Source organism: Streptomyces sp. NPDC006207, from assembly GCF_040613835.1.
GTDB lineage: Bacteria > Actinomycetota > Actinomycetes > Streptomycetales > Streptomycetaceae > Actinacidiphila.
In genome coordinates, this window is the sequence record NZ_JBEXSX010000001.1 from 131,224 (window position 1) to 158,035 (window position 26,812).

Annotated in this window: 24 protein-coding genes and 1 pseudogene; 11 read left to right on the top strand and 14 right to left on the bottom strand. The window is 73.1% G+C overall.

All coding sequences use genetic code 11. The features are described 5' to 3' along the window. The first annotated feature begins 48 nt into the window (after positions 1-48). Positions 49-708 (top strand): pyridoxamine 5'-phosphate oxidase family protein, encoded by a 660-nt coding sequence (locus tag ABZ312_RS00600; protein ID WP_500436035.1) that lies wholly within the window; start codon positions 49-51, stop codon positions 706-708. A gap of 42 nt (positions 709-750) precedes the next feature. Here ABZ312_RS00600 and ABZ312_RS00605 read toward each other — a convergent pair whose 3' ends face one another. The 6 genes from ABZ312_RS00605 to ABZ312_RS00630 form a co-directional block, all read right to left on the bottom strand. Then, the gene (locus tag ABZ312_RS00605) at positions 751-1,278 is read right to left on the bottom strand and encodes an NUDIX domain-containing protein (RefSeq protein WP_500330938.1); all 528 of its coding nucleotides are present in this window, start codon (positions 1,276-1,278) and stop codon (positions 751-753) included. Positions 1,279-1,381: 103 nt separating this feature from the next. Then, complete coding sequence (locus tag ABZ312_RS00610) at positions 1,382-2,278, bottom strand: LysR family transcriptional regulator (protein WP_499512920.1); 897 nt, start codon at positions 2,276-2,278, stop codon at positions 1,382-1,384. 226 nt (positions 2,279-2,504) lie between these two features. Then, positions 2,505-3,641: a cystathionine gamma-lyase gene (locus tag ABZ312_RS00615; RefSeq protein ID WP_500436037.1), complete on the bottom strand. Its 1,137-nt coding sequence runs from the start codon at positions 3,639-3,641 to the stop codon at positions 2,505-2,507. Positions 3,642-3,722: 81 nt separating this feature from the next. Then, positions 3,723-4,610, bottom strand: coding sequence for a fructosamine kinase family protein (locus ABZ312_RS00620; RefSeq protein ID WP_500436039.1), 888 nt, complete (start codon positions 4,608-4,610; stop codon positions 3,723-3,725). Beyond that, complete coding sequence (locus ABZ312_RS00625) at positions 4,607-5,140, bottom strand: low molecular weight protein-tyrosine-phosphatase (RefSeq protein ID WP_500330945.1); 534 nt, start codon at positions 5,138-5,140, stop codon at positions 4,607-4,609. The genes ABZ312_RS00620 and ABZ312_RS00625 overlap by 4 nt, the downstream gene beginning before the upstream one ends. 24 nt (positions 5,141-5,164) lie before the next feature. Next, positions 5,165-5,542, bottom strand: a complete 378-nt coding sequence (locus tag ABZ312_RS00630) for a phage holin family protein (RefSeq protein WP_500436040.1) — start codon at positions 5,540-5,542, stop codon at positions 5,165-5,167. A 57-nt stretch (positions 5,543-5,599) separates the two neighbouring features. Here ABZ312_RS00630 and ABZ312_RS00635 point away from each other — a divergent pair, with 57 nt between their 5' ends. Next, the gene (locus ABZ312_RS00635) at positions 5,600-5,917 is read left to right on the top strand and encodes a cupin domain-containing protein (protein WP_499512925.1); all 318 of its coding nucleotides are present in this window, start codon (positions 5,600-5,602) and stop codon (positions 5,915-5,917) included. A gap of 122 nt (positions 5,918-6,039) precedes the next feature. Continuing rightward, positions 6,040-6,252: a DUF5326 family protein gene (locus ABZ312_RS00640; RefSeq protein ID WP_018558186.1), complete on the top strand. Its 213-nt coding sequence runs from the start codon at positions 6,040-6,042 to the stop codon at positions 6,250-6,252. Positions 6,253-6,295: 43 nt separating this feature from the next. Here the strand turns inward: ABZ312_RS00640 and ABZ312_RS00645 are convergent, their stop codons facing one another. The 3 genes from ABZ312_RS00645 to ABZ312_RS00655 all read right to left on the bottom strand — a co-directional run bounded on the left by ABZ312_RS00645 (position 6,296) and on the right by ABZ312_RS00655 (position 9,410). Then, a complete protein-coding gene (locus ABZ312_RS00645) occupies positions 6,296-7,771 on the bottom strand; it encodes a flotillin family protein (protein WP_500436042.1) in 1,476 nt (491 codons plus the stop codon). 120 nt (positions 7,772-7,891) lie between these two features. Further along, positions 7,892-8,092 (bottom strand): NfeD C-terminal domain-containing protein, encoded by a 201-nt coding sequence (locus ABZ312_RS00650; protein WP_018558188.1) that lies wholly within the window; start codon positions 8,090-8,092, stop codon positions 7,892-7,894. 19 nt (positions 8,093-8,111) lie between these two features. Next, the gene (locus tag ABZ312_RS00655) at positions 8,112-9,410 is read right to left on the bottom strand and encodes a YibE/F family protein (protein WP_500436044.1); all 1,299 of its coding nucleotides are present in this window, start codon (positions 9,408-9,410) and stop codon (positions 8,112-8,114) included. A 181-nt stretch (positions 9,411-9,591) separates the two neighbouring features. Here ABZ312_RS00655 and thiC point away from each other — a divergent pair, with 181 nt between their 5' ends. Further along, positions 9,592-11,337, top strand: coding sequence for a phosphomethylpyrimidine synthase ThiC (gene thiC, locus ABZ312_RS00660; protein WP_500436046.1), 1,746 nt, complete (start codon positions 9,592-9,594; stop codon positions 11,335-11,337). A gap of 77 nt (positions 11,338-11,414) precedes the next feature. On the opposite strand, the gene ABZ312_RS00665 is transcribed toward thiC, so the two are convergent. From ABZ312_RS00665 to ABZ312_RS00675, 3 genes are all read right to left on the bottom strand, one after another. Continuing rightward, positions 11,415-12,275: a hypothetical protein gene (locus tag ABZ312_RS00665; protein WP_500330957.1), complete on the bottom strand. Its 861-nt coding sequence runs from the start codon at positions 12,273-12,275 to the stop codon at positions 11,415-11,417. Between the two features lie 161 nt (positions 12,276-12,436). After that, positions 12,437-13,474, bottom strand: a complete 1,038-nt coding sequence (locus ABZ312_RS00670) for a metallophosphoesterase (protein ID WP_500330958.1) — start codon at positions 13,472-13,474, stop codon at positions 12,437-12,439. Between the two features lie 168 nt (positions 13,475-13,642). After that, positions 13,643-14,743, bottom strand: a complete 1,101-nt coding sequence (locus tag ABZ312_RS00675; protein ID WP_500330959.1) for a LacI family DNA-binding transcriptional regulator — start codon at positions 14,741-14,743, stop codon at positions 13,643-13,645. Positions 14,744-15,081: 338 nt separating this feature from the next. Here ABZ312_RS00675 and hisC point away from each other — a divergent pair, with 338 nt between their 5' ends. The 5 genes and pseudogenes from hisC to ABZ312_RS00700 form a co-directional block, all read left to right on the top strand. Further along, the gene (gene hisC, locus ABZ312_RS00680) at positions 15,082-16,155 is read left to right on the top strand and encodes a histidinol-phosphate transaminase (RefSeq protein WP_500330961.1); all 1,074 of its coding nucleotides are present in this window, start codon (positions 15,082-15,084) and stop codon (positions 16,153-16,155) included. A 153-nt stretch (positions 16,156-16,308) separates the two neighbouring features. Further along, a complete protein-coding gene (locus ABZ312_RS00685) occupies positions 16,309-17,808 on the top strand; it encodes a cytochrome ubiquinol oxidase subunit I (RefSeq protein WP_500330963.1) in 1,500 nt (499 codons plus the stop codon). Positions 17,809-17,819: 11 nt separating this feature from the next. Continuing rightward, positions 17,820-18,821 carry a cytochrome d ubiquinol oxidase subunit II gene (cydB, locus tag ABZ312_RS00690; protein WP_500436048.1) on the top strand — a complete coding sequence of 334 codons (1,002 nt, stop codon included), beginning with the start codon at positions 17,820-17,822 and terminating at the stop codon, positions 18,819-18,821. A 13-nt stretch (positions 18,822-18,834) separates the two neighbouring features. Beyond that, positions 18,835-22,320, top strand: a complete 3,486-nt coding sequence (cydD, locus tag ABZ312_RS00695; RefSeq protein ID WP_500436050.1) for a thiol reductant ABC exporter subunit CydD — start codon at positions 18,835-18,837, stop codon at positions 22,318-22,320. Positions 22,321-22,371: 51 nt separating this feature from the next. Further along, positions 22,372-23,478: pseudogene (locus tag ABZ312_RS00700) on the top strand (GAF domain-containing sensor histidine kinase); the annotation flags it as partial. Positions 23,479-23,490: 12 nt separating this feature from the next. On the opposite strand, the gene ABZ312_RS00705 reads toward ABZ312_RS00700, so the two are convergent. Beyond that, a complete protein-coding gene (locus ABZ312_RS00705) occupies positions 23,491-24,351 on the bottom strand; it encodes an HAD family hydrolase (RefSeq protein ID WP_500330968.1) in 861 nt (286 codons plus the stop codon). A gap of 108 nt (positions 24,352-24,459) precedes the next feature. Between ABZ312_RS00705 and ABZ312_RS00710 the strand changes: the two genes are divergently transcribed. Further along, entirely contained in the window at positions 24,460-24,876 is a 417-nt protein-coding gene (locus ABZ312_RS00710; protein ID WP_500330969.1) for a DUF6083 domain-containing protein, read from the top strand. Here the strand turns inward: ABZ312_RS00710 and ABZ312_RS00715 are convergent. Then, a complete protein-coding gene (locus tag ABZ312_RS00715; protein WP_500330971.1) occupies positions 24,869-25,756 on the bottom strand; it encodes an LLM class flavin-dependent oxidoreductase in 888 nt (295 codons plus the stop codon). The genes ABZ312_RS00710 and ABZ312_RS00715 overlap by 8 nt on opposite strands. Positions 25,757-26,124: 368 nt before the next feature. On the opposite strand from ABZ312_RS00715, the gene ABZ312_RS00720 reads away from it, so the two are divergent. Beyond that, positions 26,125-26,682 carry a DUF6344 domain-containing protein gene (locus tag ABZ312_RS00720; protein WP_500359024.1) on the top strand — a complete coding sequence of 186 codons (558 nt, stop codon included), beginning with the start codon at positions 26,125-26,127 and terminating at the stop codon, positions 26,680-26,682. Positions 26,683-26,812 lie beyond the last annotated feature (130 nt).

The window sequence follows — 26,812 nt, forward strand, 5'->3', positions numbered from 1 at the left end:
CGCCCACGCCCCCCGGGGCCCCCACCACCCCCCCCACGAGGAGAAACGTTGCCGCAGGAACGTCCCGGAAGTGCGGGAGAGCACCGCGTCCAGGAGGAGATGGGCACGGCCGACCGCGCGGACCGCTTCTACACCGAACAGGTGCTGGACCACCTCAACCCGCTGATGCGGGAGTTCACCGAGCGGCAGGAGATGTTCTTCCTGTCCACGGCGGACGCCCGGGGGGAGTGCGACAGCACCTTCAGGGCCGGCCCGCCCGGCTTCCTGACCGTGCTGGACGAGCGGACCCTGGTCTACCCCGAGTACCGGGGGAACGGCGTGATGGCCTCGCTGGGCAACCTGCGCGAGAACCCGCACGTGGGCATCCTGATGCTCGACTTCACCCGGGACCGGATCGGACTGCACGTCAACGGCCGCGCGCGGGTGGTCCCGGACGGCGCGATGCGCGCCCTGCACCCCTGGCTCCCGGTGGACGCGGTGCCCGGCCGCAGGCCTCAGCTGTGGGTACGGGTGAGCGTCGTGGAGGCGTACGTCCACTGCTCGAAGCACATCCCGCGGATGGCGAAGGTGCCCCTGCAGGGCGGCCGGACCTGGGACACCGACGACGTGCGGCGCAAGGGCGGCGACTACTTCCGGGCGGCCGCCGACGCCGCGCACTCCCGCACCGAGCGGCCCGGCGGCGCGGGCCCGGGTTGGTTCGGCGTCTGAGGCCGCCCCGGTCGGCCCGGGGCCGGCCGGGCCGCCCCGAGGTCAGCCGAGGTCGGCCGAGAGCAGTCCCAGCACGCCTTCGATGTTGCCGTCTAGGTAGTGCCGCAGGGTCAGCGGAACGATCTCCACGGAGGCGAGCCCGACCCGGCTGAAGGGCACGCGGACCACGTCGTACGTCCCCGAGGGCTCGTCCACCTCGGGGCCGTGCCGCCGCGAGGGGTCCATGGAGGCCAGCCGGCACACGAAGAAGTGCTGCACCTTCACGCCGTGCGAGCCGTCCTCGCCGATGTGCTCGACGGTGTCGACGAAGGCCGGAACGACGTCGGTGACCTTGGCGCCGAGCTCCTCGTCCAGCTCTCTGTGGAGCGCCTCGACGATGGTGGCGTCCTCGGCCTCGACCCCGCCGCCGGGGGTGACCCAGTACGGGTGGAGCCCGGGCTTGGTGCGCTTGATGAGCACGAGGGAGTCGCCGTCGAGCAGGATGGCACGGGCGGTGCGCTTGACCACCGGCCGGGTGGCCGGGGCGGTCGGTGCACCGCCCCTGGCAGGTGCTTCGATGTCCGGGGGCATGCCTGAGATCTGCCGCGGCGCGGGAGGCGGCAAACGCTTCCGGGACGGCGAATCGGAACGCCGCGTTCTCGCGGAGGTCACCCGCCGTACGCCGGGCGCGCGGTCACCAGGCCGCGGAGGAGCGCATCAGCTGCTCGTGCACCCGCGCGATGTGCGGCAGCGCGAGCGTCCCGGCGCGCACCGAGACGAAGTACGTGCGCAGGGGTGGCACCGGCGGCTCCAGGAGCGCCTTGGCGGCGCCCGCCGTGATGGCCTCACAGCACAGGTAGCGCGGCAGGACGGCCATGCCGACCCCGGCGACCACGCACTCCAGGACCGCCCTCAGGTCGGGCACGACCACGGCGGGGACGATGGCAGGGGTGGTGTCGAAGACCGCCGACCAGTAGTGGTCGATCAACGGCATGCCCTCGTCGTAGGAGATCACGGGGATGTCGTCGAGGACCTGTGCCCCGTGGGTGCGCACCGCGAGCGGGCCGCCGATCCGCTCCTGCCAGACGGGCGCGGCCACGAGTATCTGCTCCTCGTCCCACAGGGCGCTGGCGGTCAGCAGCCGGTCGCGCGGCCGGAGGGTGCCTATGGACAGGTCGTGGTGGCCCGCGGCGAGGCCGGCCAGGGCCTCGTCCTCGCCGGCCAGCGCGATCCGCAACTGCAGGCCCTCGGCGACCAGCGGGGCGAGGGCGGGGAGGGCGCGCAGGGAGGTGAAGGTGGGCGGCCCGGCGAGGTGCAGGGTGCGGTTGCCCGACTCCTCGTCGAGGTCCGCCTCGGTTATCTCCAGGAGGGCGTCGAGGTGCGGGGCCACCCGGTGGGCCAGGTCGTCCCCGACGGGGGTCGGGGCGACGCCGCGCGGCAGGCGCAGGAACAGGGGGCGGCCCACCTGCCGCTCCAGGCTGCGGATCTGGCTGGTGACGGCGGGCTGCGACAGTCCCAGCAGCTGGGCGGCCCTGGTGAAGGAGCCGGCCCGGTGCACGGTGACGAACGTGCGCAGCAGAGCCAGATCCATGGAACCGCTCCCTCCCGGCCACCGGTACGACCCCAACATATAAATATATCGATAGGTCTGTATCGCAACTGTGATTGGACACTGACGCAGAGTCAACTAGCCTTGTTCGAGCGGATCTCCGCGCGTAAAGCCAGGGTGGTCCGAGCCACGAGGGGGGAGGCTCGGGCCACCCATTCTGCGTAGGTCCCTCTACGTAGATATATCTGTTTGAGATGAACGGGCGGGGTCAGCGCGCGGCGGCGTCCAGGGCCTGCGTCACGTCCCGCAGGATGTCGGCCGCGTCCTCCACCCCGACCGAGAAGCGGACGAAGCCCTCGGGGACCGCGTCGCCGCCCCAGCGCGCCCTGCGTTCTGCGGTGCTGGTCACGCTCCCGAAGCTGGTGGCCTCGGTCGTCAGCAGCAGCTCGGACAGGAAGCGCTCGGCGTGCTCCTTGTCGGGCAGCGTGAAGGACACGACGCTGCCGAACCGGGTCATCTGCGCGGTCGCGACGGCGTGCGCCGGGTCGTCCAGCAGACCCGGGTGACGGACGTCGGTCACCTCGGGGCGCCGGCGCAGCGCGGCGGCGAGCTCCAGGGCGTTGGCGGCCTGCTTGTCCACCCGCAGCGCGAGCGTGGACAGCGAACGGTGGGCCAGCCAGGCCTCCATGGGACCGGGGATCGCGCCGACCGTCTTGCGCCACATCCGCACCCCGGCGGCGAGTTCGGGCCGACGGGTGGTCACGTAGCCCAGCAGCAGGTCGCCGTGGCCCGACAGCGCCTTGGTGCCGCTCGCCACCGAGAAGTCCGCGCCCAGGTCGAGCGGACGCTGGCCGAGCGGGGTGGCGAGGGTGTTGTCGACCGCCACGAGCGCGCCCGCGGCGTGCGCGGCGTCGGCCAGCCTGCGGATGTCGCACACGTCGAGGCCCGGGTTGGACGGCGTCTCGATCCACAGCAGCCGGGCGCCCTCCAGCACCTTCAGCTGGGCGTCGCCTGCGGTGGGCGCCAGGCGCACCGAGACCCCGTAGTCCTCCAGGCGGCCCTGGAGGGTGCGGGTCGCCTGGTAGCAGTCGGAGGGCAGCACCACGGTGTCGCCGGAACGCACCTGCGAGAACAGCACGGAGGAGATGGCGCCCATGCCCGAGGCGAAGGCCAGCGTCTGCGCGGGGACGTCCGGGGACTCCAGGGCGGAGATCGCCTCCTCCAGCCGGGTCCAGGTGGGGTTCTCGTCACGGCCGTAGGTGTACGGGCCGGTGACGTCGCCCGGCAGGTGGAAGTGCGCGGCGAACACCGGGCCGGGCAGGGCCGGCTCGTGCGGCCGGGCCGGCGGGCGGCCCGCGTGCACGCTGCGGGTGCTGTCCCCGGGTCTGCTCTCGTACTCCGTCATCGCCCTCTCCTCGCTCTCCCCGTCTTCGCGAACGTACAGGCGGAAGATACCGGTGTACGGGCCAACGAACACGGCCGTCCGCTAGGCGGACGCGAGGGCCTCACGGGCGGCCCGGCCCGCGGCGGCCCCGTAGCCCGCCCCGAACAGGACGGCGTGCACCAGCAAGGGGTGCAACTGGTGCAGCGGCACCCGTTCCCGGCGGCCGGGCACCGGCCGGACCTCCTCGTACGCGGCGAGCACCCGCTCCAGGTGCGGGCAGCCGAACAGCTCCAGCATCGCCAGGTCGGCCTCGGGGTGCCCGCCCTGCGCCGCCGGGTCGACGACGCGGGCGCGGCCGTCGGCGGCGTACAGGACGTTGCCGGACCACAGGTCGCCGTGGATCACCGCGGGCGGTTGCGGGGGGCCGCCGATCCGCGGCAGCAGCTCGCAGACCCGCTCGACCGCGCGGACGTCGGCCGGTGTCACGGCCCCGTCGTCGGCGGCCTGCCGCAGGAAGGGCAGCAGCCGCCGGCCGGCGTGGAAGGAGGGCCAGTCCCCGGGGGAGCCGGGCGCCTGCCCGGAGCCGGACGACGGCAGGGGGAGCGAACCGATGTAGGCGGGGTGCGCCGTCCCGTACCCCGGGGCGGGGACCCGGTGGAGGGCGGCGAGTTCACGGCCCAGGCGCTCGGCGGCGGCCGGGGTGGCGGGGCCGGGCTCGACCCACTCCAGGACGAGCGTGCGGTCGTCGGCGGCGAGCACCTCCGGTACGGCGACCGTGCCGGTCCCGCCCAGCAGCCGCAGGCCCGCGGCCTCGGCGGCGAAGAAGCCCGGCGGCGCGTCCGCGAGGGACTTGGCGAAGACCGTGCCGCCCGAGCGGCGCCGCAGCCGTACCGCCCGGCAGATGGAGCCGCCGCCCACCGGGCCGAGCTCGGTCACCGGCTCGCCCAGCAGGGCGGCGACCCGGTCCGCGGGTCCGGCCGGACGGGTCACGGCGTGGGCGCGGGCTCGCCGAGGGCGTCGCGTACGGCCTCCAGCAGGCCGTCGGCGGCGGCCTCGCACATCTCCAGGCACTCCTCGAAGCCGCCGATGTCCCCGTAGTAGGGGTCGGGCACGTCCAGGCCACGGCCGTCCGCCCCGGCGTCCGCGCCGGGGTCGTAGGAGCGCAGCAGCCGCACCTTGGCGGCGTCCTCCGCGGTCGGCGCCAGCCGGCGCAGGTCCCGCAGGTGGCCGGAGTCGAGGGCGATCACCAGGTCGAGCCCGGCGAACCACTCGGGCTGGAACTGGCGCGCGATGTGCTCGTGCCCGTACCCGGCCGCGCGGAGCACGGCCACGGTGCGGTGGTCGGCGCCGTCGCCCTCGTGCCAGGAGCCGGTCCCCGCGCTGTCCGCGACGACCAGGGCGCCGAGTCCGGCCTCCTCGACACGGGCGCGGAAGACGGACTCGGCCATCGGCGAACGGCAGATGTTGCCGGTGCACACGAAGCACACCCGCAGCGGGGTGCGGGAGGACGGAGCGCTCATGGGCTCCATGATGCAGCCCCGGGGTCAGTCCTCGTCCGGCAGGACCATGTTCAGGGCCCAGGAGACGATGCTGATGATCAGACCGCCGAGGAACGCCGCCCAGAAGCCCTCGACGCGGAAGTCCAGGTCGAGCTCGCCGGAGATCCAGGAGGTGAGCAGCAGCATCAGGGCGTTGACGATCAGCGTGAACAACCCGAGGGTGAGCACGAGCAGGGGCAGCGAGAGCAGTTTCACCAGCGGCTTCACCAGCCAGTTCACCACGCCGAAGACCAGGGCGACGAGGATGAGGGTGAGGGCCTTGTGCGCGGTGTCGTCACCGGTGAGCGTGATGTTGCCCACGAGCCAGATGGCCACCAGCAGGGCCCCGGCGTTCGCGAGCGTCTTGACGACGAAGTTCATCATGGCTGAGATCGTCGCAGAAGTGATCCCACAGGCACAGGGGCGAGAGGGAGCGGGTACGTGAAGGTGTTCCGGCTGGACGACCTGGAGGCCGAGCGGGCCGCCAACGAGGGCGCGTACCTCGGCTTCCTGCGCGAGCGGAACATGTCCGCCGGGCTCTACGCCCTGCGGGCCGGGGAGCTCGACCCGCAGAAACCGCACGCGCAGGACGAGATCTACCTGGTCGTGAGCGGCCGGGCGCTGATCACCGTGGGGGAGGAGACGACGCACGTCGCGCGCGGCAGCGTGGTCTACGTCCCGGCCGGGACGCCGCACCGCTTCCACCACGTCACCGAGGACCTGAACGTCATGGTGGTCTTCTCGCCCCCCGAGGCGTGAGGGCCTTCGCCCCCGGGTTCCCGTAGGGGGAGGGTCAGGGACGGATGGGGACCGCGAGGCCTCCGCAGGGGGCCGCCGCGGCCCTAGCCTGGGAGCGGAAGGACGACAAGGAGGAGGAAACGGTGAAGCTCTTCGAGGGCCTGCCCTGGTGGGTCAAGTGGGTCGCGGTGCCGGTGATCGCGATCGTGGTCTTCGGCGGCATGATCGCCAGCGCGATCGGGTTCCTGTTCTGGCTGCTGTTCAAGGTGCTGGTCTTCGTGGCACTGGTCGGCGGTCTGGTGTACGTGGTCAAGAAGTTCACCTCGTCCTCGTCCGACTCCCGCGACAAGTGGTGACCCCGTGGGGCCCGGTCACCGGGCCCCACGGGAGGTGCGCCGCTCAGTCCTGGAGCCGCACGCGCTCCGGGCCCCGCGGCGCCGCACCGTTCGGTGAGGCGTCGCCGCCGGCGCCGGTCACGCCGTTCATCTGGGCGAGCAGCTGACGGGCCAGGCCCAGGCCCGTACCACCCATGGTCAGCGCCTTGGCGAACATCTCCGACATCCCGTCGGCGCCGTTCAGCAGCACCATGTGGTCCACGTTGCCGAAGGCCTCGGCGCCCGCCCGGACGATCTCCGGCCAGTTCTCGGCCAGCTGCTGGGCGACGACCGCCTCCTGGTTCTCCGCCAGGGCCGCGGCCCGCGCCTTGATCGACTCGGCCTCGGCCAGGCCCTTGGCCTTCGCGGCCTCGGCCTCCGCCAGACCCCGTGCCTGGGTCGCGGCGGCCTCGGCCTCACCTGTGGCCCGGGTGGCCGCTGCGGCCGCCTCACCGCCGATCCTGGTCTGCTCCGCCTGGGCCGCCGCGGCCGTCTTGACGCGGTTCGCCTCGGCGATGGCGGCCAGTTCCGTCTCGCGGGCCTTCGCCTCGGCCGCCGAGATGCGCGCGTCGCGCTCGGCCTCGGCCAGCGTCCGCTTCTCGTACGCGGAGGCGTCCGCCGGCTTGCGGACGTCCGCCTGCAGCTGCTGTTCGCGCCGCTGCGCCTCCAGTTCGGCGACCCGGGTCTCCTGGACGACGACCTCCTGCCGGGCCGCCGCCTCCGCGAGCGGGCCCGCCTGCCGGGAGGACGCGGTGGCCTTGTCCCGCTCGGCCATGTAACCGGCCTGCAGGATCTGGCTGTCCCGGGTCGCCTCCGCCATGCGGGCCGCGGCCTGCTGCTCGGCCTCGGTGGCCAGCCGGTCCGCCTCCGCCTGCGCGATGCGCGCGTCACGCTGGACGGCCGCGGCGTGCGGAGCGGCCAGGTTGTTGATGTAACCGGTCGGGTCGACGATCTCGTGGATCTGCAGCGAGTCGATGATCAGACCGAGCTTCTCCATCTCCGAGCCCGAGGCGGCCCGGGTCTCGGCGGTGAGCCGCTCCCGGTCCCGGATCATCTGCTCCACCGTCAGCCCGCCCACGATGGAGCGCAGATGACCGGCGAAGACGTTGTGCACCCGCTCGGGCATGAACTTCTGCTGGTCCAGGAAGCGTCGTGCCGCGTTGGCGATGGAGACCATGTCGTCGCCGACCTTGAAGATGACCACGCCGTGCACCTTCAGCGGGATGCCCTGCTGGGTGACGCAGTCCACGTTCAGCTCGGCCTCGTTGAGGTCGAGCGAGAGCCTGCGCACCGCCTGCACGCCGGGCAGGACCAGGGTCCCCCGCCCCGTGACGATGCGGAACCCCATGCCCTCCCCCACACCGTCCGTACGGTGCTTGGAACCCGAGATGACCAGTGCCTCGTTGGGCTCGGCGACCCGCCACATGAGCCGGAACAGGCCGATCAGGATGATGACCGCGACGAGCGCCCCGCCCGCCGCAACGCCGATGAGCATCGGCATACGCCCCCTTACGAATGGCCCCGATCGGGGCCGCGTACGGGAGTGTGCGCCTGTGGGTGACGGTCCGGTAGGTCCTGGCGGATCCTTGTCGCTTTCTTGACGCGGAGCGGAGCGATCCGCTCAGCCGTACGCGGGCGCCACGTACACGGTGCGCGGCGGCAGGTGCTCCACCACCACCACGACCGTGCCCTTCTCGATGCGCTCCCCGGCGGTCGCCGGGTACGCCAGGAACGCCTCCGCACCGCCCCGCACGTGCACGATCACCTCGCCGACCAGCCCCGGCCCGACCGTCCCGGTCACCCGGCCCTGCAGTCCGACCACGTCCCCCGCCCCTCCAAGCTCACTTGGCGCGGCGCCGGTGCCCGCGACCGGTGCCCGTGGGAACAGTGTCGCCGCTGCCGCGGTCCGCCGACACCACCAGCGCGGCCAGTGCCGTCGTCAACGGCACCGCCACCACCAGGCCGATGCTGCCCACCAGGGTGCGCACGATCTCCTCGGCGACCAGCTCGCTGCCCGCCACCGCCAGCACCCCGCGCTCCGCGATGGAGAAGAGCAGCAGCAGCGGCAGCGCCGCACCCGCGTACGCAAGCACCAGGGTGTTGACGACCGAGGCGATGTGGTCGCGGCCGATGCGCATCGCCGCCGAGTACAACTGCCGCGGGCCGGCGGACGGGTTCGCCTCCCGCAGCTCCCACACGGCCGAGGTCTGGGTGACCGTCACGTCGTCCAGGACGCCCAGCGAACCGATGATGATGCCGGCCAGCAGCAGACCGCGGATCTCGATGTCCGGGTAGAGGGAGTGGATCAGCCCCGTCTCGTCCGAGGTGTTGCCGCTGAGCAGCGCCCAGTCGATGAAGACCGAGCCCAGGACGCCGATCAGCAGCAGCGAGCACAAGGTGCCCAGGACCGCCACCGAGGTACGGGCGTTCAGGCCGTGGCACATGTAGAGCGCGATCAGCATGATGGCGCTGCCGCCGACCACCGCCACCAGGAGCGGATTGCTGCCGTGCAGGATCGCCGGGAGGATGAACAGCGTCAGCACGGCGAAGCTGATGACCAGCGCGGCCAGCGCCAGGATCCCGCGCAGCCGCCCGACCACGACCACCACCGCGGCGAAGATCCCGGCCAGCAGCCACAGGGGGAACGCCCGGTCGAGGTCGGTCACCGAGTACTGCAGTTCGCGCGGCGCCTGGGGTGCGTACGCCAGCAGCACCTTCTGGTCCTTCGTGTAGTGCCGGGTCTGGGTCGGCTGCACGATCTCGGTGAAGGTGCGGCCCGCGTCCTTGCCCGAGGTGACCTCGATGGTCGCCCGCTGGCAGATCGCCGGGCCGGACGGCGCCGCCGAGGGCCCGGGGGAGGGAGCGGCGCCGGCGCCCGGTTCGGCGTTGACCTCCGAGCACTTGACGTCCTCGACCTTCACCACCCGTCCGGACTGCGTCTGCTGGTCGAAGCCGACGCCGGTGCGGTCGTGCTCCGGCACACCGCCCGGCCACAGCACCACCAGGCCGGCCACCACGGCCGCGACGAAGGGGACGAGGACGGCGGCGATGACCTTGCGCAGGTGCCGGGAGACCGGCGGCACCGGGCCGTGACCGTGTCCGTGACCATGGCCGTGCGCGTGCGGGTGAGTGGAGTCCACCGCCCGATCATCGCAACACCCCCTGGTGTGCGTCAGTGAGGACCCGCTAGCGTTGAGGCACCTTTGCGAACGCGGGAGCTCGGAGCACCGGGCTGAGAGGGCGCTGACCGGCCGAGGGGCCACCAGCTGCGCCGACCGCTGAACCTGTTACCGGGTAATGCCGGCGTAGGGAGTGGGTCTCATGACCATGCAGAATGCACGCGCGCGCGAAATCGGCTGGCACAAGGGGTACGTGACCGGGTCCCGCCCGGACATCGCGGTCCCCGTCCGCCGGGTGCACCTCACCAACGGCCGGGACGTGACGCTGTACGACACCTCCGGCCCGTACACCGACCCGAACGTCACCACCGACGTCCGCCGCGGCCTCCCGCCGCTGCGGGAGAACTGGATCGTCGCCCGCGGCGACACCGAGGAGTACCCCGGCCGCCCCGTCCGCCCCGAGGACGACGGCCTCAAGCACACCTCACCGCGTGGCGGCCTGCGCAACCTGGACGCCGTCTTCCCCGGCCGTCCTCGCCTCCCCCGGCGCGGCCGGCCGGGACAGCCGGCGACCCAGCTGGCGTACGCGCGGCGGGGCGAGGTCACCCCGGAGATGGAGTACGTCGCGCTCCGCGAGGGCGTCTCCCCCGAGGTCGTCCGCGAGGAGATCACGGCGGGACGCGCCGTCCTGCCGGCGAACGTCAACCACCCGGAGATCGAGCCGATGGTCATCGGCAAGCGGTTCCTGGTGAAGGTCAACGCCAACATCGGCAACTCTGCCGTCACCTCCTCCATCGAGGAGGAGGTGGACAAGATGACCTGGGCCACCCGCTGGGGCGCCGACACGGTCATGGACCTCTCCACCGGCCGCAACATCCACACCACACGCGAGTGGGTGCTGCGCAACTCCCCCGTCCCCATCGGCACGGTCCCCCTCTACCAGGCCCTGGAGAAGGTCGACGGCAAGGCCGAGGAACTGACCTGGGAGATCTACAAGGACACCGTCATCGAGCAGGCTGAGCAGGGCGTCGACTACATGACCGTCCACGCCGGCGTGCTGCTGCGGTACGTCCCGCTGACCGCGCGCCGCAAGACGGGCATCGTCTCCCGCGGCGGGTCGATCATGGCGGCCTGGTGCCTGGCGCACCACCGGGAGAGCTTCCTCTACGAGAACTTCGAGGAGCTCTGCGAGATCCTCGCCGCCTACGACGTCACCTACTCCCTGGGCGACGGCCTGCGTCCCGGCTCCATCGCGGACGCCAACGACGAGGCCCAGTTCGCGGAGCTGCGCACGCTCGGCGAACTCAACAGCGTCGCCAAGCGGCACGGCGTGCAGACGATGATCGAGGGGCCGGGGCACGTCCCCATGCACAAGATCAAGGAGAACATCGACCTCCAGCAGGAGATCTGCGAGGAGGCGCCGTTCTACACCCTCGGCCCGCTCACCACCGACATCGCGCCCGCCTACGACCACATCACCTCCGGCATCGGCGCCGCGATGATCGCCTGGTGGGGCACGGCCATGCTCTGCTACGTCACCCCCAAGGAGCACCTGGGTCTGCCCGACCGCGACGACGTCAAGACCGGCGTCATCACCTACAAGATCGCCGCCCACGCCGCCGACCTCGCCAAGGGCCACCCCGGCGCCCAGGAGTGGGACGACGCCCTGTCCGACGCCCGCTTCGAGTTCCGCTGGGAGGACCAGTTCAACCTGGCCCTCGACCCGGACACGGCGCGGGCCTTCCACGACGAGACGCTGCCGGCGGAGCCGGCCAAGACCGCGCACTTCTGCTCCATGTGCGGGCCGAAGTTCTGCTCGATGAAGATCTCCCAGGACATCCGCCGCCAACACGGCAGTACGCCCGAGGAGATCGAGGCCGGCATGGCGGAGAAGTCCCGCGAGTTCGCCGCCTCGGGCAACCGCGTCTACCTCCCGGTCGCCGACTGACCCGGTATCCGCCGGCAGCCCGTCCGCACGGGCTGCCGGCGGTGCGGTCCCGCGTCGTCGTCGAAGTCGAAGTCCCGTCAGTCCGGGGTGTGGTCCGGGCCGCCGAAGTCGGGGCTGGAGAAGTCGGGGCTGGTGAAGTCGGGGCTCGTGAAGCGGTCCCCGGGTTCGGGGGACGACTCGGGGCCGGGGCTGGAGAAGTCGGGGCGGGAGTAGCCGAGGCGTGGCATCCGGGAGGTGCCGCCGCCGGGGCTCGCGGTGGGGGCGGTCGGGGCGGCGCCGGCGGCCTTGGCGAGGGCGTCGTCGAGGAAGGGCTGCAGCCCCCGCTCCACCAGGGCCCGGCGCCACAGCTCGCGGGCGAGCGCGACGTCACGTGACTCGTCGTCGGGAGGGTCGTGGAGGGCGGTCGAGCCGTTGCGCAGCGCGGTGAGCAGCAGTCCGACCATGCCGATGACGACGCCGCAGGCGGCGACGGCCGCGAAGAGCCAGCCGGCCTGCCGCAGCGGCTGGGCGATCGCCGGTTCGGGGTGCCCGAAGCGCAGGGCGTACCCGAGCACGAGGAAGATGACGGCGGCCGTGCCCGCCAGGATCGGCGTGAGCACGGCGACGACGGCGAACAGCCCTGCCCCCGAGCCGTCGGCGGCGACCGGGGCCGCCGCGGCCGCGTAGCCGATGCCCGGCACGGCCGCGGTGCGTGCCTCGCGGCGTTGCTCCGCGAGGGCCTCGCGGACCTTGACGAACTGCTCGTACTCGGGCGCGGCGCAGGCGGAGATGGGCCCGGCCGCGTTGAGCGCCAGGGTGCGCAACTGCTCGGCGTTGAGGCGGCTGCGCGGGTCGGCGAGGGCGGCCCGCGTGCCCTCCGAGTGCAGAGCCGTGTCGAGGGCGCGCTCGAACTCCGGGCGGTCCTCGGTCAGCAGGTGTGGAGCGCTGTTCATGTGCATCCCCCGATGCTCCGTCTCCGGTGCCGCCCGGAGTTCACGAAGGACTGAGGTCCGGTCCGGCTGGGCGGAAGCGGAGGAGAAGCTGCCTACGGATATCCCGATGGTAGAGCGCGGAGGTGACGCGGTGACAGAGTGTTTCCGGAAAATGGGGGTTTCGGGGACTACAACGGCAGCTGTGCGACCAGGAGTTTGCCGTCCATGGTCACTCCGCCGTCCATGGCCACCGCCAGGTCGTCCGCGTACACGTGCGGTCCCTCGATGACGGCGGACCGGTCCGGCTGCTCGGCGCCGAGCTCCCCGCCGGGCTCGCCGAGCAGGTACGGGATGGGGCTGTGGCCGTGCACGACGCGGTGGCCGCCGTAGGTGTCGAGCAGTTCGCGGGCGGCCTCCGGTCCCGACTCGCCGCGGAAGGCGAAGCGCCGGGTGAACTTGCGGAACAGCTCCCAGCACTCGTCGGCGTCGCCGCGCTGCAGGATGCCGGTGACGGCGTCGTTCATGGCGTCGATGGTGCCGCCGTACTCCAGGTACGCGGTGGTGTCGGAGTGCAGCAGCAGGTGGCCGTCGGTGAGGGCGGCCGCGTCCAGCCGGGACATCCAGGCGACGTGGTGGTCCTGCAGCCGCTCCATGTCGGTGGTCTGGCCGCCGTTGAGGCGCCAGGCGGCGAGGAAGGAGGCGGTGCCGGCGGCGGAGTTCACCGGGGTGTCGCCGAAGCGGTGGGCACCGAGCAGCAGCAGTTCGTGGTTGCCCATGAGGGCCCTGGTGTAGCCGCCGGCCGCGGCGGCCTCCGCGGACAGCTGCATGACGAGCTCGATCACGCCGATGCCGTCGGGGCCGCGGTCGGTGAAGTCGCCGAGGAACCACAGGCGGGCGTTGCCGGCCGCCCAGTGGCCCTCGGAGTCGATCAGCCCGGTCGCGTACAGGGCCTCGCGCAGCCGGTCCAGGTAGCCGTGGACGTCGCCGACGACGTAGAGCGGGCCCAGCGCCTGGGGGTCGGTCGCGGTGACCACCGGGAGGTCGTGCTGCGTGGGCGTGTACTCCGGCGGCATCATCCGCTCGTCGATCATGGTCGGTTCGTGCCCGGCCGGGTAGCCGGGTGGGGCCCCGACGGCATCGGCGGGGTGCGCCGACGGCGTCATGGGCGCACCGTGCGCCACCACCTCCGCGGGGTCCTGAGACCAGCCGTACGAGGTACCGGGCATGGGTCCCTGACCTGCCCCCTGAGTCATCGACCCCTCCACCGTCGCGCCACCATCCGCCCATCATAGGAATGACGATGTCGTGGCGTGACACACCTGCTGATAGCGATTTCATCCGGTGCGGACAAATCCGCACGGGGTGGACCGTTCTCGCCCCGGAGGCACCGGTTCCTATCCCCCCGCGGGCCCGCGGGGCGGGCTGACGGTGGTGCGCGGCGAGCGCCGCTGGGAGGAGGTGCGGACGATCAGGTCGGTCGGCATGACCTGCTGCACCGGGCGGCCCGCGTCAACCCCCTCGATGGCGTCGATGAGCAACTGGACGACCGCGGTGCCGATCCGGCCCGGTTTGAGGGAGAGCGTGGTGATCGGGGGCTCGGTCGTCGCGTAGACCATGCTCTCGCTGCAGCAGACCAGCAGGAGGTCGTCGGGCACGCGCAGCCCGTAGCGGCGGGCGGCGGCGAGCAGGTCGGTGCCGTTGGGGTCGAAGAGGCCGTAGACCGCGTCGGGGCGGTCGGGGCGGGCGAGCAGGCGGTCGGCGGCGACGGCGCCGGCGCACGGGTCGTGGGCGGGGTAGGCCTCGACGACGGGTTCCTGGCCGATCCGCTCGCACCAGTTGAGGTAGGCGGTGGTGGACAGGCGGGTGTAGGTGTCGGTGCTGGTCCCGGTGAGCAGGCCGATCCTGCGGGCCCCGGCCTCGGCGAGGTGCTCCAGGATGCCGAGCACGGCGGCCTCGTGGTCGTTGTCGACCCAGGCCTGGACGGGCAGGCTGCCGGCCGGGCGGCCGTCGCTGACCACGGGGATGCCCTGCCGCACCAGCTCGGTGACCATCGGGTCGTGGTCGGAGGGGTCGATCACCACCGTGCCGTCCAGCGCGACGTTGCTCCACACGTCGTGCCGGGAGGAGGCGGGCAGGATGACAAGGGCGTAGCCGCGGGCGAGCGCGGCGGAGGTGGCGGCCCGGGCCATCTCGGCGAAGTAGGCGAACTCCGTGAAGGTGAAGGGTTCTTCGCCGTACGTCGTCACGGTCAGGCCGATCAGCCCCGACCTCCCGGTGCGCAGCGTGCGGGCGGCGGCGGAGGGGCGGTACCCCAGCCGGTCGGCGACCTCACGGACGTGACGGCGGGTGGCGTCGGGCAGTCGGCCCTTGCCGTTGAGCGCGTCGGAGACAGTGGTGATCGAGACGCCGGCCGCGGCGGCCACGTCCCTGATGCCGGCCCGCTCCAGCCGGCGTCCGGCGGGTCGGCTCGCCTGGTGGTTCCCTGCTGCTGTCATGGCGTGGTGATAGTAGGGGTCGGGTGGTCCTTTCGCGGGGTGCCGGAGAAGGCGTTGACAGAGACGTTTCCCCGCACACGCTGCCGGGCGTGGCCGGGAAAGCGCAGGTGGCGGCGGGTGGCTACCACGTGTCACGGGCCCGTCACGGGGTCCCGTCCGCCCCGCCCCCCGCGGTGTGGACGTGCATCAACTCACCCCTTCGAGGGATGCGCGCCACCGCGCGCGCCACCGGCGCGCAGTGCGTCGCACCGCCTGCTGCGTCCGCCGCGAGCCCCTGCCGCGCGCCCGTGGGTCGCAGGGCCTCCCCCGGCCGGGCGGCCGCTCGTATGGTGTGGGGCATGAGCCCCAAACTGCGCCGCGAACTGGACGGCATCCCCACGTACAAGCCGGGCAGACCCCCGGCCGTGGAAGAGGGAGTGACCGCTTACAAGCTGTCCTCCAACGAGAACCCCTACGCGCCGCTGCCCGGTGTCCTGGAGGCGGCCACCGCCGCCGCGGAGAACTTCAACCGCTACCCGGACATGGCGTGCACGGCCCTCCACGGCGAGCTGGCGCACCGCTTCGGCGTGCCGGTGGAGCACATCGCCACCGGCACCGGCTCGGTCGGGGTCGCGCAGCAGCTGCTGCAGTCGACCGCCGGACCGGGTGACGAGGTCATCTACGCCTGGCGGTCCTTCGAGGCCTATCCGATCATCACGCAGATCAGCGGAGCGGCCTCGGTGCCGGTTCCGCTGGACGCGGACGAGACCCACGACCTGGACGCGATGGCCGGGGCGATCACCGACCGGACGCGGCTGGTCTTCGTCTGCAACCCCAACAACCCCACCGGCACGGTGGTCCGCCGGGCCGCGCTGGAGCGCTTCCTGGACCGCGTCCCCTCGGACGTGCTGGTCGTGCTGGACGAGGCGTACAAGGAGTTCATCCGCGATCCCGAGGTCCCGGACGGCGTCGAGGTCTACCGCGACCGTCCCAACGTGGCGGTGCTGCGCACCTTCTCCAAGGCGTACGGGCTCGCCGGGCTGCGCGTGGGGTTCGCGATCGCGCACGAGCCGGTCGCGGCGGCGCTGCGCAAGACGGCCGTCCCCTTCGGGGTGAGCCAGCTCGCCCAGGACGCGGCGGTGGCCTCCCTGCGCGCGGAGGCGGCGCTGCTGGAGCGGGTCGACGCGCTGGTGACCCAGCGGGCCCGGGTCTTCGACGGGCTGACGGCGCAGGGCTGGACGGTGCCGGAGACCCACGCCAACTTCGTGTGGCTGCGGCTGGGGGAGCGCACGGCCGACTTCGCCGCGGCCTGTGAGCGGGCCGGCGTCACCGTCCGTCCGTTCGCGGGGGAGGGCGTGCGGATCACGATCGGCGAGGACGCCGCCAACGACGTCCTGCTCCGTACGGCCGAGGCCTTCCGCAAGGAGCTGTAGCCGCCCCCACGCGCCGTCCCGGGTTCCACGGGGCGTCGTGGCGCCCTTTTCGCCCCCTCCCACCCCCCGGTGTGAGGGGGCGAAAACGTGTGCGGCATACTGAGCTTGTGAATGCGTTCACTTTCACAAGCTCGGCAAGATAGGAGGCGTGGCGTGGACCTGGCACTGGACTCCGTGGCCGTCGCGCGATGGCAATTCGGCATCACGACCGTCTACCACTACCTCTTCGTCCCCCTCACGATCTCCCTCGCCGCGCTGACCGCGGGCCTCCAGACGGCCTGGGTGCGCACGGGCAAGGAGAAGTACCTGCGGGCGACCAAGTTCTGGGGCAAGCTCTTCCTGATCAACATCGCCATGGGCGTGGCCACCGGCCTGGTCCAGGAGTTCCAGTTCGGCATGAACTGGTCGGACTACTCGCGCTTCGTCGGCGACGTGTTCGGCGCCCCGCTCGCCTTCGAGTCGCTCATCGCCTTCTTCTTCGAGTCCACCTTCATCGGCCTGTGGATCTTCGGCTGGGACAAGCTGCCGCAGAAGATCCACCTGGCCTGCATCTGGCTGGTCTCGCTGGGCACGATCCTGTCCGCGTACTTCATCCTCGCCGCCAACTCCTGGATGCAGCACCCGGTCGGCTACCGCTACAACAAGGTCACCGGCCGCGCCGAGCTGACGGACTTCTGGGCCGTGCTCACCCAGAACACCACCCTCGTCGTGGTCTTCCACACGCTGACCGCGGCCTTCCTGACCGGCGCCGCCTTCATGATCGGCATCTCGGCCTACCACCTGGCCCGCCGCAGGCACGTCGCGGTCATGAGGACCTCGCTGCGCCTCGCCCTGGTCACCGCCGTCGTCGCCGGCCTGCTCACCGCGATCAGCGGCGACCGGCTGGGCAAGGTCATGTACGAGCAGCAGCCGATGAAGATGGCCGCCGCCGAGGCCCTGTGGGACGGCGAGTCCCCGGCCCCGTTCTCGATCTTCGCGTACGGCGACGTCGAGAAGGGCCACAACACCGTGGCCGTCGAGGTCCCCGGACTGCTGTCCTTCCTCGCCCACGACGACTTCAGCTCGTACGTCCCCGGCATCAACGACGTCAACAAGGCCGAGCAGGAGAAGTACGGCCCCGGCGACTACCGGCCCAACGTCCCGGTCGCCTACTGGGGCTTCCGCTGGATGATCGGCTTCGGCATGACCTCCTTCGCGGTCGGCCTGGCGGGACTCTGGCTCACCCGCCGCAGGTTCTGGCTCGCCGGGGACCGGCGCACCGCCGACGACGAGCCACCGCACCTGATGCTCACCAGGAACACCGCACTCTCCCCGGCCCTGTCCCGCTGGTACTGGCGGATCGGGCTGCTCACCATGGGCTTCCCGCTGATCGCCAACTCCTGGGGCTGGATCTTCACCGAGAACGGCCGCCAGCCGTGGGTCGTGTACGGGTTGCTGCGCACCGAGGACGCGGTCTCCCCCGGCGTCTCCACCGCCGAGATGCTGACCTCGCTGATCGTCCTCACCGCGCTCTACGCCGTCCTCGCCGTCGTCGAGGTCAAGCTCCTGGTCAAGTACGCCAAGGCCGGGCCGCCCGAGCTCACGGAGGCCGACCTCAATCCCCCCACGAAGATCGGCGGCGACGCCGACCGTCCGATGGCCTTCTCGTACTAGGGAGAGACGGCATGCACCTCCACGACGTCTGGTTCGTCATCATCGCCGTCCTGTGGACCGGCTACTTCTTCCTCGAGGGCTTCGACTTCGGCATCGGCGTCCTCACCCGGCTGCTCGCCCGCGACCGACCCGAACGGCGGGTGCTGATCAACACCATCGGCCCGGTCTGGGACGGCAACGAGGTCTGGCTGATCACCGCCGGCGGCGCCACCTTCGCCGCCTTTCCCGAGTGGTACGCCACCCTCTTCTCGGGCTTCTACCTGCCGCTGCTGGTGATCCTGCTCTGCCTGATCGTCCGGGTCGTGGCCTTCGAGTACCGGGCCAAGCGCAGCACCGAGCGCTGGCAGACCGGCTGGGAACAGGCCATCTTCTGGACCTCCCTGCTCCCCGCCTTCCTGTGGGGCGTGGCGTTCGCCAACATCGTGCACGGGGTGGACATCGACGCCTCCGGCGAGTACACCGGCGGGGTCCTGGACCTGCTCGGCCCCCACGCCCTGCTCGGCGGACTCGTCACGCTCAGCCTCTTCACCTTCCACGGCGCGGTCTTCGCGGCGCTGAAGACCCTCGGTGACATCCGCGACCGCGCCCGCCGCTTCGCCACCCGGGCCGGAGCGGTCACCGCCGTGCTCGCGGCCGCCTTCCTGGCCTGGACGCAGGGCAGCGGCGGGAACACGGCGAGCCTGGCGGCCGCGGCCGTCGCCGTGCTCGCGCTGCTCGCCGCGCTGGGCGCCAACCTGAGGGGCCGCGAGGGCTGGGCGTTCGCCTTCTCCGGGGTCACCGTCACCGCCGTGGTGGCGATGTTCTTCCTGGTGCTCTTCCCGGACGTCATGCCCTCCACGCTGGACCCGGCGTGGAGCCTGACGGTGGAGAACGCCTCCTCGACCCCGTACACGCTGAAGATCATGACCTGGTGCGCCGCGATCGCGGCCCCGCTGGTCGTGCTCTACCAGGCCTGGACGTACTGGGTGTTCCGCAGGCGGATCGGCACCCAGCACATCGCAGAAGCGCACTGAGGAGCTGTTTCACGTGAAACCCGTCGACCCCCGGCTCCTGAGGTACGCCCGCGCGACCCGTGTGTTCCTCGCCGTCTCCGTCCTGCTCGGTCTCGCCGGTGCGGGCCTGGTCATCGCGCAGGCGATGCTCCTCGCGGAGATCGTCGTCGGAGGTTTCCAGGACGGTCTCGACGCCGTAGCGCTGCGCACCCCCCTGCTGCTGCTCGCCGGCGTCGCGGCCGGCCGGGCGGCCGTCTCCTGGCTCACCGAGCTGTGCGCCCACCGCGCCTCCGCCGCGGTCAAGTCCCGGCTGCGCACACGGCTGCTGGAGCACGTCACCGCACTGGGCCCGGCGGGGCTCACCGAGCGCCGGACCGGTGAGCTCACCACGCTCGCCACCCGGGGCGTCGACGCCCTCGACGGCTACTTCGCCCGCTACCTGCCCCAACTGGGCCTGGCGGTCGTGGTGCCCGCCGCCGTCCTCGCCCGCATCGTCACCGAGGACTGGATCTCGGCGCTCACCATCGCCCTGACCCTCCCCCTCATCCCGGTCTTCATGGTCCTCATCGGCTGGGCCACCCAGGCCCGCATGGACCGTCAGTGGCAGCTGCTCGCCCGGTTGTCCGGCCACTTCCTCGACGTCGTCGCGGGCCTGCCCACCCTCAAGGTCTTCGGCCGGGCCAAGGCCCAGGCCGAGTCCATCCGCGCCATCACCGCCGACCACCGGCGCGCCACGATGCGGACGCTGCGCATCACCTTCCTCTCCTCCTTCGCCCTGGAACTGCTCTCCACCATCTCCGTCGCCCTGGTCGCCGTCGGTGTCGGCATGCGGCTGGTCCACGGTGAACTCGACCTCCGCACCGGGCTGGTCATCCTCGTCCTGGCGCCGGAGGCGTACCTGCCGCTGCGCCAGGTGGGAGCCCACTACCACGCGGCCGCCGAGGGGCTCTCCGCCGCCGACGAGGTCTTCGCCGTGCTGGAGACCGCGCCGCCCCGGCGCGGCACGGCCCCGGCCCCCGACCTGCGGGCCGCGGTCGTCGAACTGGACGGGGTCGCCGTGCAGGGCCGCCTCGGCGCCGTCTCCCTGCGGGTCTCCCCCGGCGAGACGATCGCCCTCACCGGCCCCAGCGGGATCGGCAAGAGCACCCTGCTCTCCGTGCTGCTCGGCTTCACCGAGCCGACCTCGGGACGGGTCCTGGCCGGCGGCACCGAACTCGCCGCCCACGACCCGGCCGGCTGGCACCGGCAGATCGCCTGGGTCCCCCAGCGGCCGTACCTCTTCGCCGGGACCGTCGCCGACAACGTACGGCTGGCCCGGCCGGACGCGAGCCCGGCCGGGGTCCGCGCCGCGCTCCGGGACGCGGGCGCCCCGGACCTCGACCCCGCGACGGTGGTCGGGGAGGGCGGCGCCGGGCTCTCCGCCGGACAGCGGCAACGCGTCGCCCTGGCCCGGGCGTTCCTCGCCGACCGGCCGCTGCTGCTGCTCGACGAACCCACGGCGGCGCTGGACGGGGAGACCGAGGCGGCCGTGGTCGACGCTGTACGGCGGCTCGCGGCCGGCCGCACGGTGCTGCTCGTGGTGCACCGCCCGGCGCTGCTGGCCGTGGCGGACCGCACGGTGCGGCTCGACGGCCGCCCGGAGCGTGCCGTGCCGTCCACCGCGGGGCACCCCGCCAGGGCCGAACGGCAGGCCGCGGCCACGGTCAGTGCCCCCGAACCCCTCGGCGCGGCCCTCGCCGTCGCGCCGGCCGCGCCCTCCGCCGCCGCAAGAACCTCCGCGCCGCTGACCCGGGTACGCCGGGTCACGTCGCCGCTGCGGCCGCGGTTCGCCCTCGCGTTGCTGCTCGGCGCCCTCGCGCTGCTGAGCGCCGTCGGTCTGATGGCGACCTCGGCCTGGCTGATATCCCGGGCCTCGCAGCAGCCGCCGGTCCTCTACCTGATGGTCGCGGTCACCGCGACCCGGGCCTTCGGGATCGGCCGGGCGGTGTTCCGCTACGCCGAGCGCCTGGTCTCGCACGACGCCGTCTTCCGCGCCCTGGCCGACCTCAGGGTGACCGTGTACCGCCGGCTGGAGCGGCTCGCGCCCGCCGCGCTGCGCGACACCCGGCGGGGCGACCTGCTCTCCCGCCTCGTCGCCGACGTGGACGGCCTGCAGGACTACTTCCTGCGCTGGCTGCTCCCCGCGGGCGCCGCCGCGCTCACCGGTACCGCGGCGGCCGCGTTCACGGCGTGGCTGCTGCCCGGTGCCGGAGCCGCCCTGGCGGTGGGACTGCTCACCGCCGGCGTGGCCGTGCCGGCCGTCTCCGCGGCGCTGGCCCGGCGCGCCGAACGCGCGCTCGCCCCCGCCCGCGGTGAACTCGCGGCCCAGGTCGTCGAGGTGCTCACCGGCACCGCCGAACTGACCGTCGCCGGGGCACTGCCCGGGCGCCGCGCCAAGGCGGCCGAGACGGACCGCGTGCTCACCCGGATCGCGGCGCGTTCCGCGGCCGGTGCGGCGCTCGGGGCCGGGCTCGGCGCCCTGGTCAGCGGAGTCACCGTCACGCTCTGCGCCTGGGCGGGCGTGCGGGCGGTGGCCGCCGGCGGACTGTCCGGGGTCGCGCTCGCGGTCGTCGTGCTCACCCCGCTCGCGGCCTTCGAGGCGGTGGCGGCCATGCCGCTCGCGGCGCAGTACCGGCAGCGCAGCCGGCAGGCGGCGCAGCGCGTGTACGACGTGCTCGACACCCCCGAGCCCGTACGGGAGCCGGAACGCCCTGCCCCCGTGCCCGCCGGACCGCACCCCCTGGTGCTGCGCGGTCTCACCGCCCGCCATCCGGGGCAGCCCCGGCCCGCGCTGGACGGCGTCGGCCTCGAACTGACTCCCGGTCGCCGGATCGCGGTCGTCGGCCCCTCCGGCTCGGGCAAGACGACCCTCGCCCACGTGCTGCTGCGCTTCCTGGACGTCGAGGCGGGCACCTACACCCTCGCGGGCACCGACGCCACGGCCCTCGACGGCGACGCCGTGCGCCGCATGGTCGGCCTGTGCGCCCAGGACGCGCACGCCTTCGACAGCACGGTCCGGGAGAACCTGCGCCTGGCCCGCCCCGGCGCGGACGACGCGGAGCTGCGCGGCGCGCTCGCCGCGGCCCGGCTCGACCTGGACCTCGACCTCCCGGTCGGCGAGCACGGCACCCGCCTGTCCGGCGGCCAGCGCCAGCGGCTGGCGCTGGCCCGGGCGCTGCTCGCCGACTTCCCCGTCCTGGTGCTCGACGAGCCCGCCGAACACCTCGACCTGGCCACCGCCGACGCCCTGACCGCCGATCTGCTGGCCGCGACCACGGGCCGGACGACCGTGCTGATCACCCACCGCCTCACCGGTCTGGAAGGGGTCGACGAGATCCTCGTCCTCGACCGCGGCCGGGTCGTGCAGCGCGGTACGCACCAGGAGCTGGCCGCCGCCGACGGCCCGTTCCGCCGGGGCCTGGACCGCGAGCGTGCGGCCGACGCACTGGGCGCGCCCGAGCCGGAGTCGATCACGGCGTAGGACGCGGCACCGGCCTAGGCTCGCCGTATGGCAGAACCACTGGCCAAGCTGCTGGACGCCGTCGGCTCGGTCACGGCCGCGCTGCTGGCGGACGAACAACCGGGCGAGAACGCGCTCGACGTCGTCGCCGAGCAGGCCCGCGCGCTCGTGGCGGCTGACGCGGGCCTGGTTCTGCTGCCGACGGTCGAGGGCGGTCTGGAGGTGGTCGCGGTCTCGGCCCAGCAGCCCGCGGGCCTGGTCGGCACGGTGCTCGAGGCGGACAGCCCGCCTGTGGCGCCGCTGATGGCGGGCGAGCCGGTGTTCGTGGAGGACGCCTCGACCGACGACCGGATGACCATGGCGATCGCCCCGCGCTTCGGGGCCTGCATGATCCTGCCGCTGCAGAGCAGCGGTCATGTGATGGGCGCGCTCGCGCTGCCGAGGGCCCACGGCGTGCCGGGCTTCACCGAGGACGAGCGCTTCGTCGCCGTCCAGTTCGCGGCGCAGGCGGCGCTGGCCCTGCTGCTCGCCGACGCCCAGCGCGACCGCAACCGGCTGGCCGTCTACGAGGAGCGCGACCGGATCGCCCGCGACCTGCACGACCTGGTCATCCAGCGGCTCTTCGCGACGGGCCTGATGCTGCAGGGGGCCCGGCGCAAGGCGCTGCCGCCCGAAGCGGAGGCGGGCATCGCGCACGCGGTCGAGGAACTGGACGCCACCATCCAGGAGGTGCGGACGGCGATCTTCGCGCTGCAGCAGGAGCCGGGCGACGACGCACCGGCGGGACTGCGCGCCCAGGTGCTGCGGGAGACCGGCTCCGCCGCGCGGGGCCTGGGCTTCCCGCCCTCCGTCCGCTTCGTCGGACCCGTCGACCACCGGGTCGGCGCGCTCAGCGCCCGCAACCTCGTGGCGGCGCTGCGCGAGGCGCTGTCCAACGTCCAGCGGCACGCGGGCGCCACCTGGGTCGAGGTGGTGCTCGACGCCACCGCCGTGCTCGCCGACGGCCGCGAGGGGGTGCGGCTCATCGTCTCCGACGACGGCGTCGGCATCCCGGAGACCGGGCGGCGCAGCGGGCTGCGCAACCTCGCCCGCCGCGCGGAGTCGCTGGGCGGCGAGTCGATCTTCGGGCCGGGGCCGGACGGCAAGGGCACCACGCTCGCCTGGGAGGCGCCCCTGTGAGACCGGAGGGGGTCAGCGGGCGGCGAGGATCCGCTCGATGACCAGGGCGACGCCGTCCTCCTCGTTCGCCACGGTGCGGTGCGTCGTGGCGGCCAGCACCTCGGGGTGGGCGTTGGCGACGGCGTACGAGGTGCCTGCCCACGACAGCATGGCGAGGTCGTTGGGCATGTCCCCGAAGGCCACGACCTCCTCGGCGGAGATGCCGAGGTCCGCGCAGCAGCGTGCGAGCGTCGTCGCCTTGCTGACCCCGGCACCGCTGATCTCCAGCAGCGCCGACGCGCTGGACCGGGTGATCTCGGCGTGCTCCCCGGCCACCGCGCGTGCGGTGCGCAGGAAGGCGTCCGGGTCGATGGACGGGTGCTTGGCGAGCAGCTTCAGCACGGGCTGGCCGTGCCGCCCGCCGTCCAGCAGCTCCTCCACCGGGGCGACGACCGCGTCGGGCGCGGGGGCGTACGGCGGGTACTCCGGCTCGTACGCGAAGCCGCCGGTCAGCTCGACGGCGAAGGTCGTGCCGGGGACGGCGGTGCGCAGGGAGGCGATGACCGCGAGCGCGTCCCGCGGGTCGAGGGGGTAGGCCGCCAGCAACCTCTTGTCGCGGTGCAGGTCGTAGACGGCGGCGCCGTTGGCGCAGATCGCCATGCCGTGGCCGGCGGTGTGCGCGGCGACCACGTCCATCCACCGCGCGGGCCGGCCGGTGACGAAGAAGACCTCGATGCCCGCGGCCTCCGCGTCCGCCAGGGCGGCGATCGTCCGGGCCGAAACGGTCTTGTCGTCGCGCAGGAGCGTGCCGTCCAGGTCGGTGGCGATCAGCCGCGGCGCGGGAGCCGCGAGGGTGGCGTCCGGGGTCCTGGGATGCTGGGTGGCTGAGGTCACCGACCCATGGTCCCCCATGCGGTTGCATATGACAGCAGGCGGGCGCTGAGTGCGATCACCGCCACACTCTCCGTCGCCGTTGTCAGTGCCGGGTGTCACCATCTCGCCATGGCCCTTGTGCGTTGTGAAGAGCAGCCCGACCGGGAACCGGTGCTCCTGGCCGACGCTTTGCCGACCGTCGTGGACGGCATCCGCCTGGCCGCGCGCACCGCGATACCCGTCGCCGATCCGGCGGCCGGCACCGCCACGACCTGCGGCCGGTGCGCCTGCGCCGCCTACCGCCACCGCACCGCCGGCGGCCACTGGATCCTGGTCGAGCCCGGCGAGTGGCCGTCGGCCACCGTCCCGGCCGGTCGCCGCTGGCGCGTCGCGGGTGACGGCACGGCGGTCAACCTGCGTGCCGCCGACCCCTCCGCCACCTGCCGGATCAGTCATTTCGACGTCTGTCCCGCGGGTCCGCCGCCCACGGCGTCACCCGTGCTGCTCGGCCAGTGGCGGCGCAACGCCCGCCGCCGGCTCAACTGAGCTGGGCCGGCGCCTCGGTCGCGATGCGCTCGAAGACCTTCTCGTCCGCCGCGTAGACGGAGTCCGGCACCGGCCAGTGGAGCACGATCTCGGTGATGCCGACCTCCGCGTAACGGCCGGCGAAGTCGACGAAGGCGTCGAGCGACTCCAGCGGGCGCTCGGCCGTCGACCCGGTCAGCAGGATGCGGTCGAGCTCGCCCGGATCCCGCTCGATCTCGGCGCAGGCGATCTCCAGCTGGTCGTACTGGTGCGAGACGACCTCGGGGCACTTGTCCACCGGCACCTCCGCCGGGCCCTTCGGGTCGCCGTAGGTCACCCAGGCCTGGCCGTAGCGCGCCGCCAGCCGCAGCCCGCGCGGGCCCGTCGCGGCCACCGCGAAGGGCACCCGCGGCCGCTGCACGCAGCCGGGGATGTTCCGCACCTCGTCCGCCGAGTAGAACTCGCCTTCGTGACTCACCACCGGCTCCGTCAGCAGCCGGTCCAGTACGGTGACGAACTCGCCGAAGCGGTCGGCCCGTTCCCGCGGCGTCCACGGCACCTGCCCCAGCGCGGTCGCGTCGTAGCCCACCCCGCCGGCACCGATGCCGAGCGTCAGCCGCCCGTCACTCACGTCGTCGAGGGAGATCAACTCCTTGGCGAGCGTGACCGGGTGCCGGAAGTTCGGCGAGGTCACGAGCGTGCCCAGCCGGATCCGCTCCGTCGCCACGGCCGCCGCCGTCAGCGTCGGCACCGCCCCGAACCACGGGCCGTCCCGGAAGCTCCGCCACGACAGGTGGTCGTAGGTGTAGGCGGCGTGGAAGCCGAGTTCCTCGGCCCGACGCCAGACCTTCCGGCCCTCGTTCCAGCGGTGGATCGGCAGGATCACAGTGCTCAGGCGCATGTCCTCCACCCTACGGGCCCTGGCGCCGCCCGGCCCGGAGCGGTCGGACGATCGGGGCTCCGGCCGCCGTCCGGTGGAAATCGCGGCCAACCGGGCCCCGCGCGGCCCCCGCCTGCGCATCCTGTGGACGGGGCGACGCACGCCACGCGCAACGGGACGCCGCCCTACCCCCGGACGTCAGGACCCGCAACTCGGGGTGCACTGCGCGGGAAGTTCCTCGCCGGAGCGGCCGGCCGGGGCACGGCTGGGCCACCCGGGTGGTGTTGATCGGAATATCGGCGCCCTCGGGGTGCGGCACCGAGGATTTCGTGCTCACTTCCGCATCATCGGATTAGTCGCTCCCGACTCACCGAAGGAAGTGAGAGGTCATGGCTGCCAACACCCATGTCAGGACGTTCTGGGACGTCTTCGTGACGCTCCTGCTCAAGATGGTCGCGTACTTCGGGTTCGCCGTCCCGGCGTCGCGTAGCACGGCTCCTGCCGCGCCGCGACCCGAGACCCTCCCCGGGACCCGGTTCCTGCCGACCGCCGAGGCGGTCCGCCACTGGGCACCGGCGCCGCGTACGGAGCCGGCACCACAACCGGTGGCGGTGGGCGCCGCCGCGTCCGGTCCGGGGCCGCGCGTCGAACCGGGCGGACGCACACCGGACGTCCCGTCGTGCCGCACGTCGTACCGCAGCGAACCCGTCGTGCCCGAGCCGTCCGTCCCCTTCGTCCCGGCGCCCTGCCTCACCGCCGCGGCCGACGCACGCTCCTTGCCGCCGACGATGAAGCAGCGCATCCGGGCCGAGGCCCACGGCGCCTCGCCCGTGGCCCGCGTGCGCACCCGTCCGATCGGCGACGCCGGCCTCGACCCCGCGCTGACCGACGCGACCGCGGCCCCGGCCCGCACCCCCCGCCGCCGCGAGTGGGCGCTCTGCGCATGACCGCCGCGGACGCGCGTGACCAGCCGGTACGGCGTGCCGCACGGCTCCCGTTGACGTCACGTCAGGCCGTACCCACTGCGGAGGACCGCGTCGAGCGGACCGCCCGAGGGCAAGCGCACCAGCACCACCA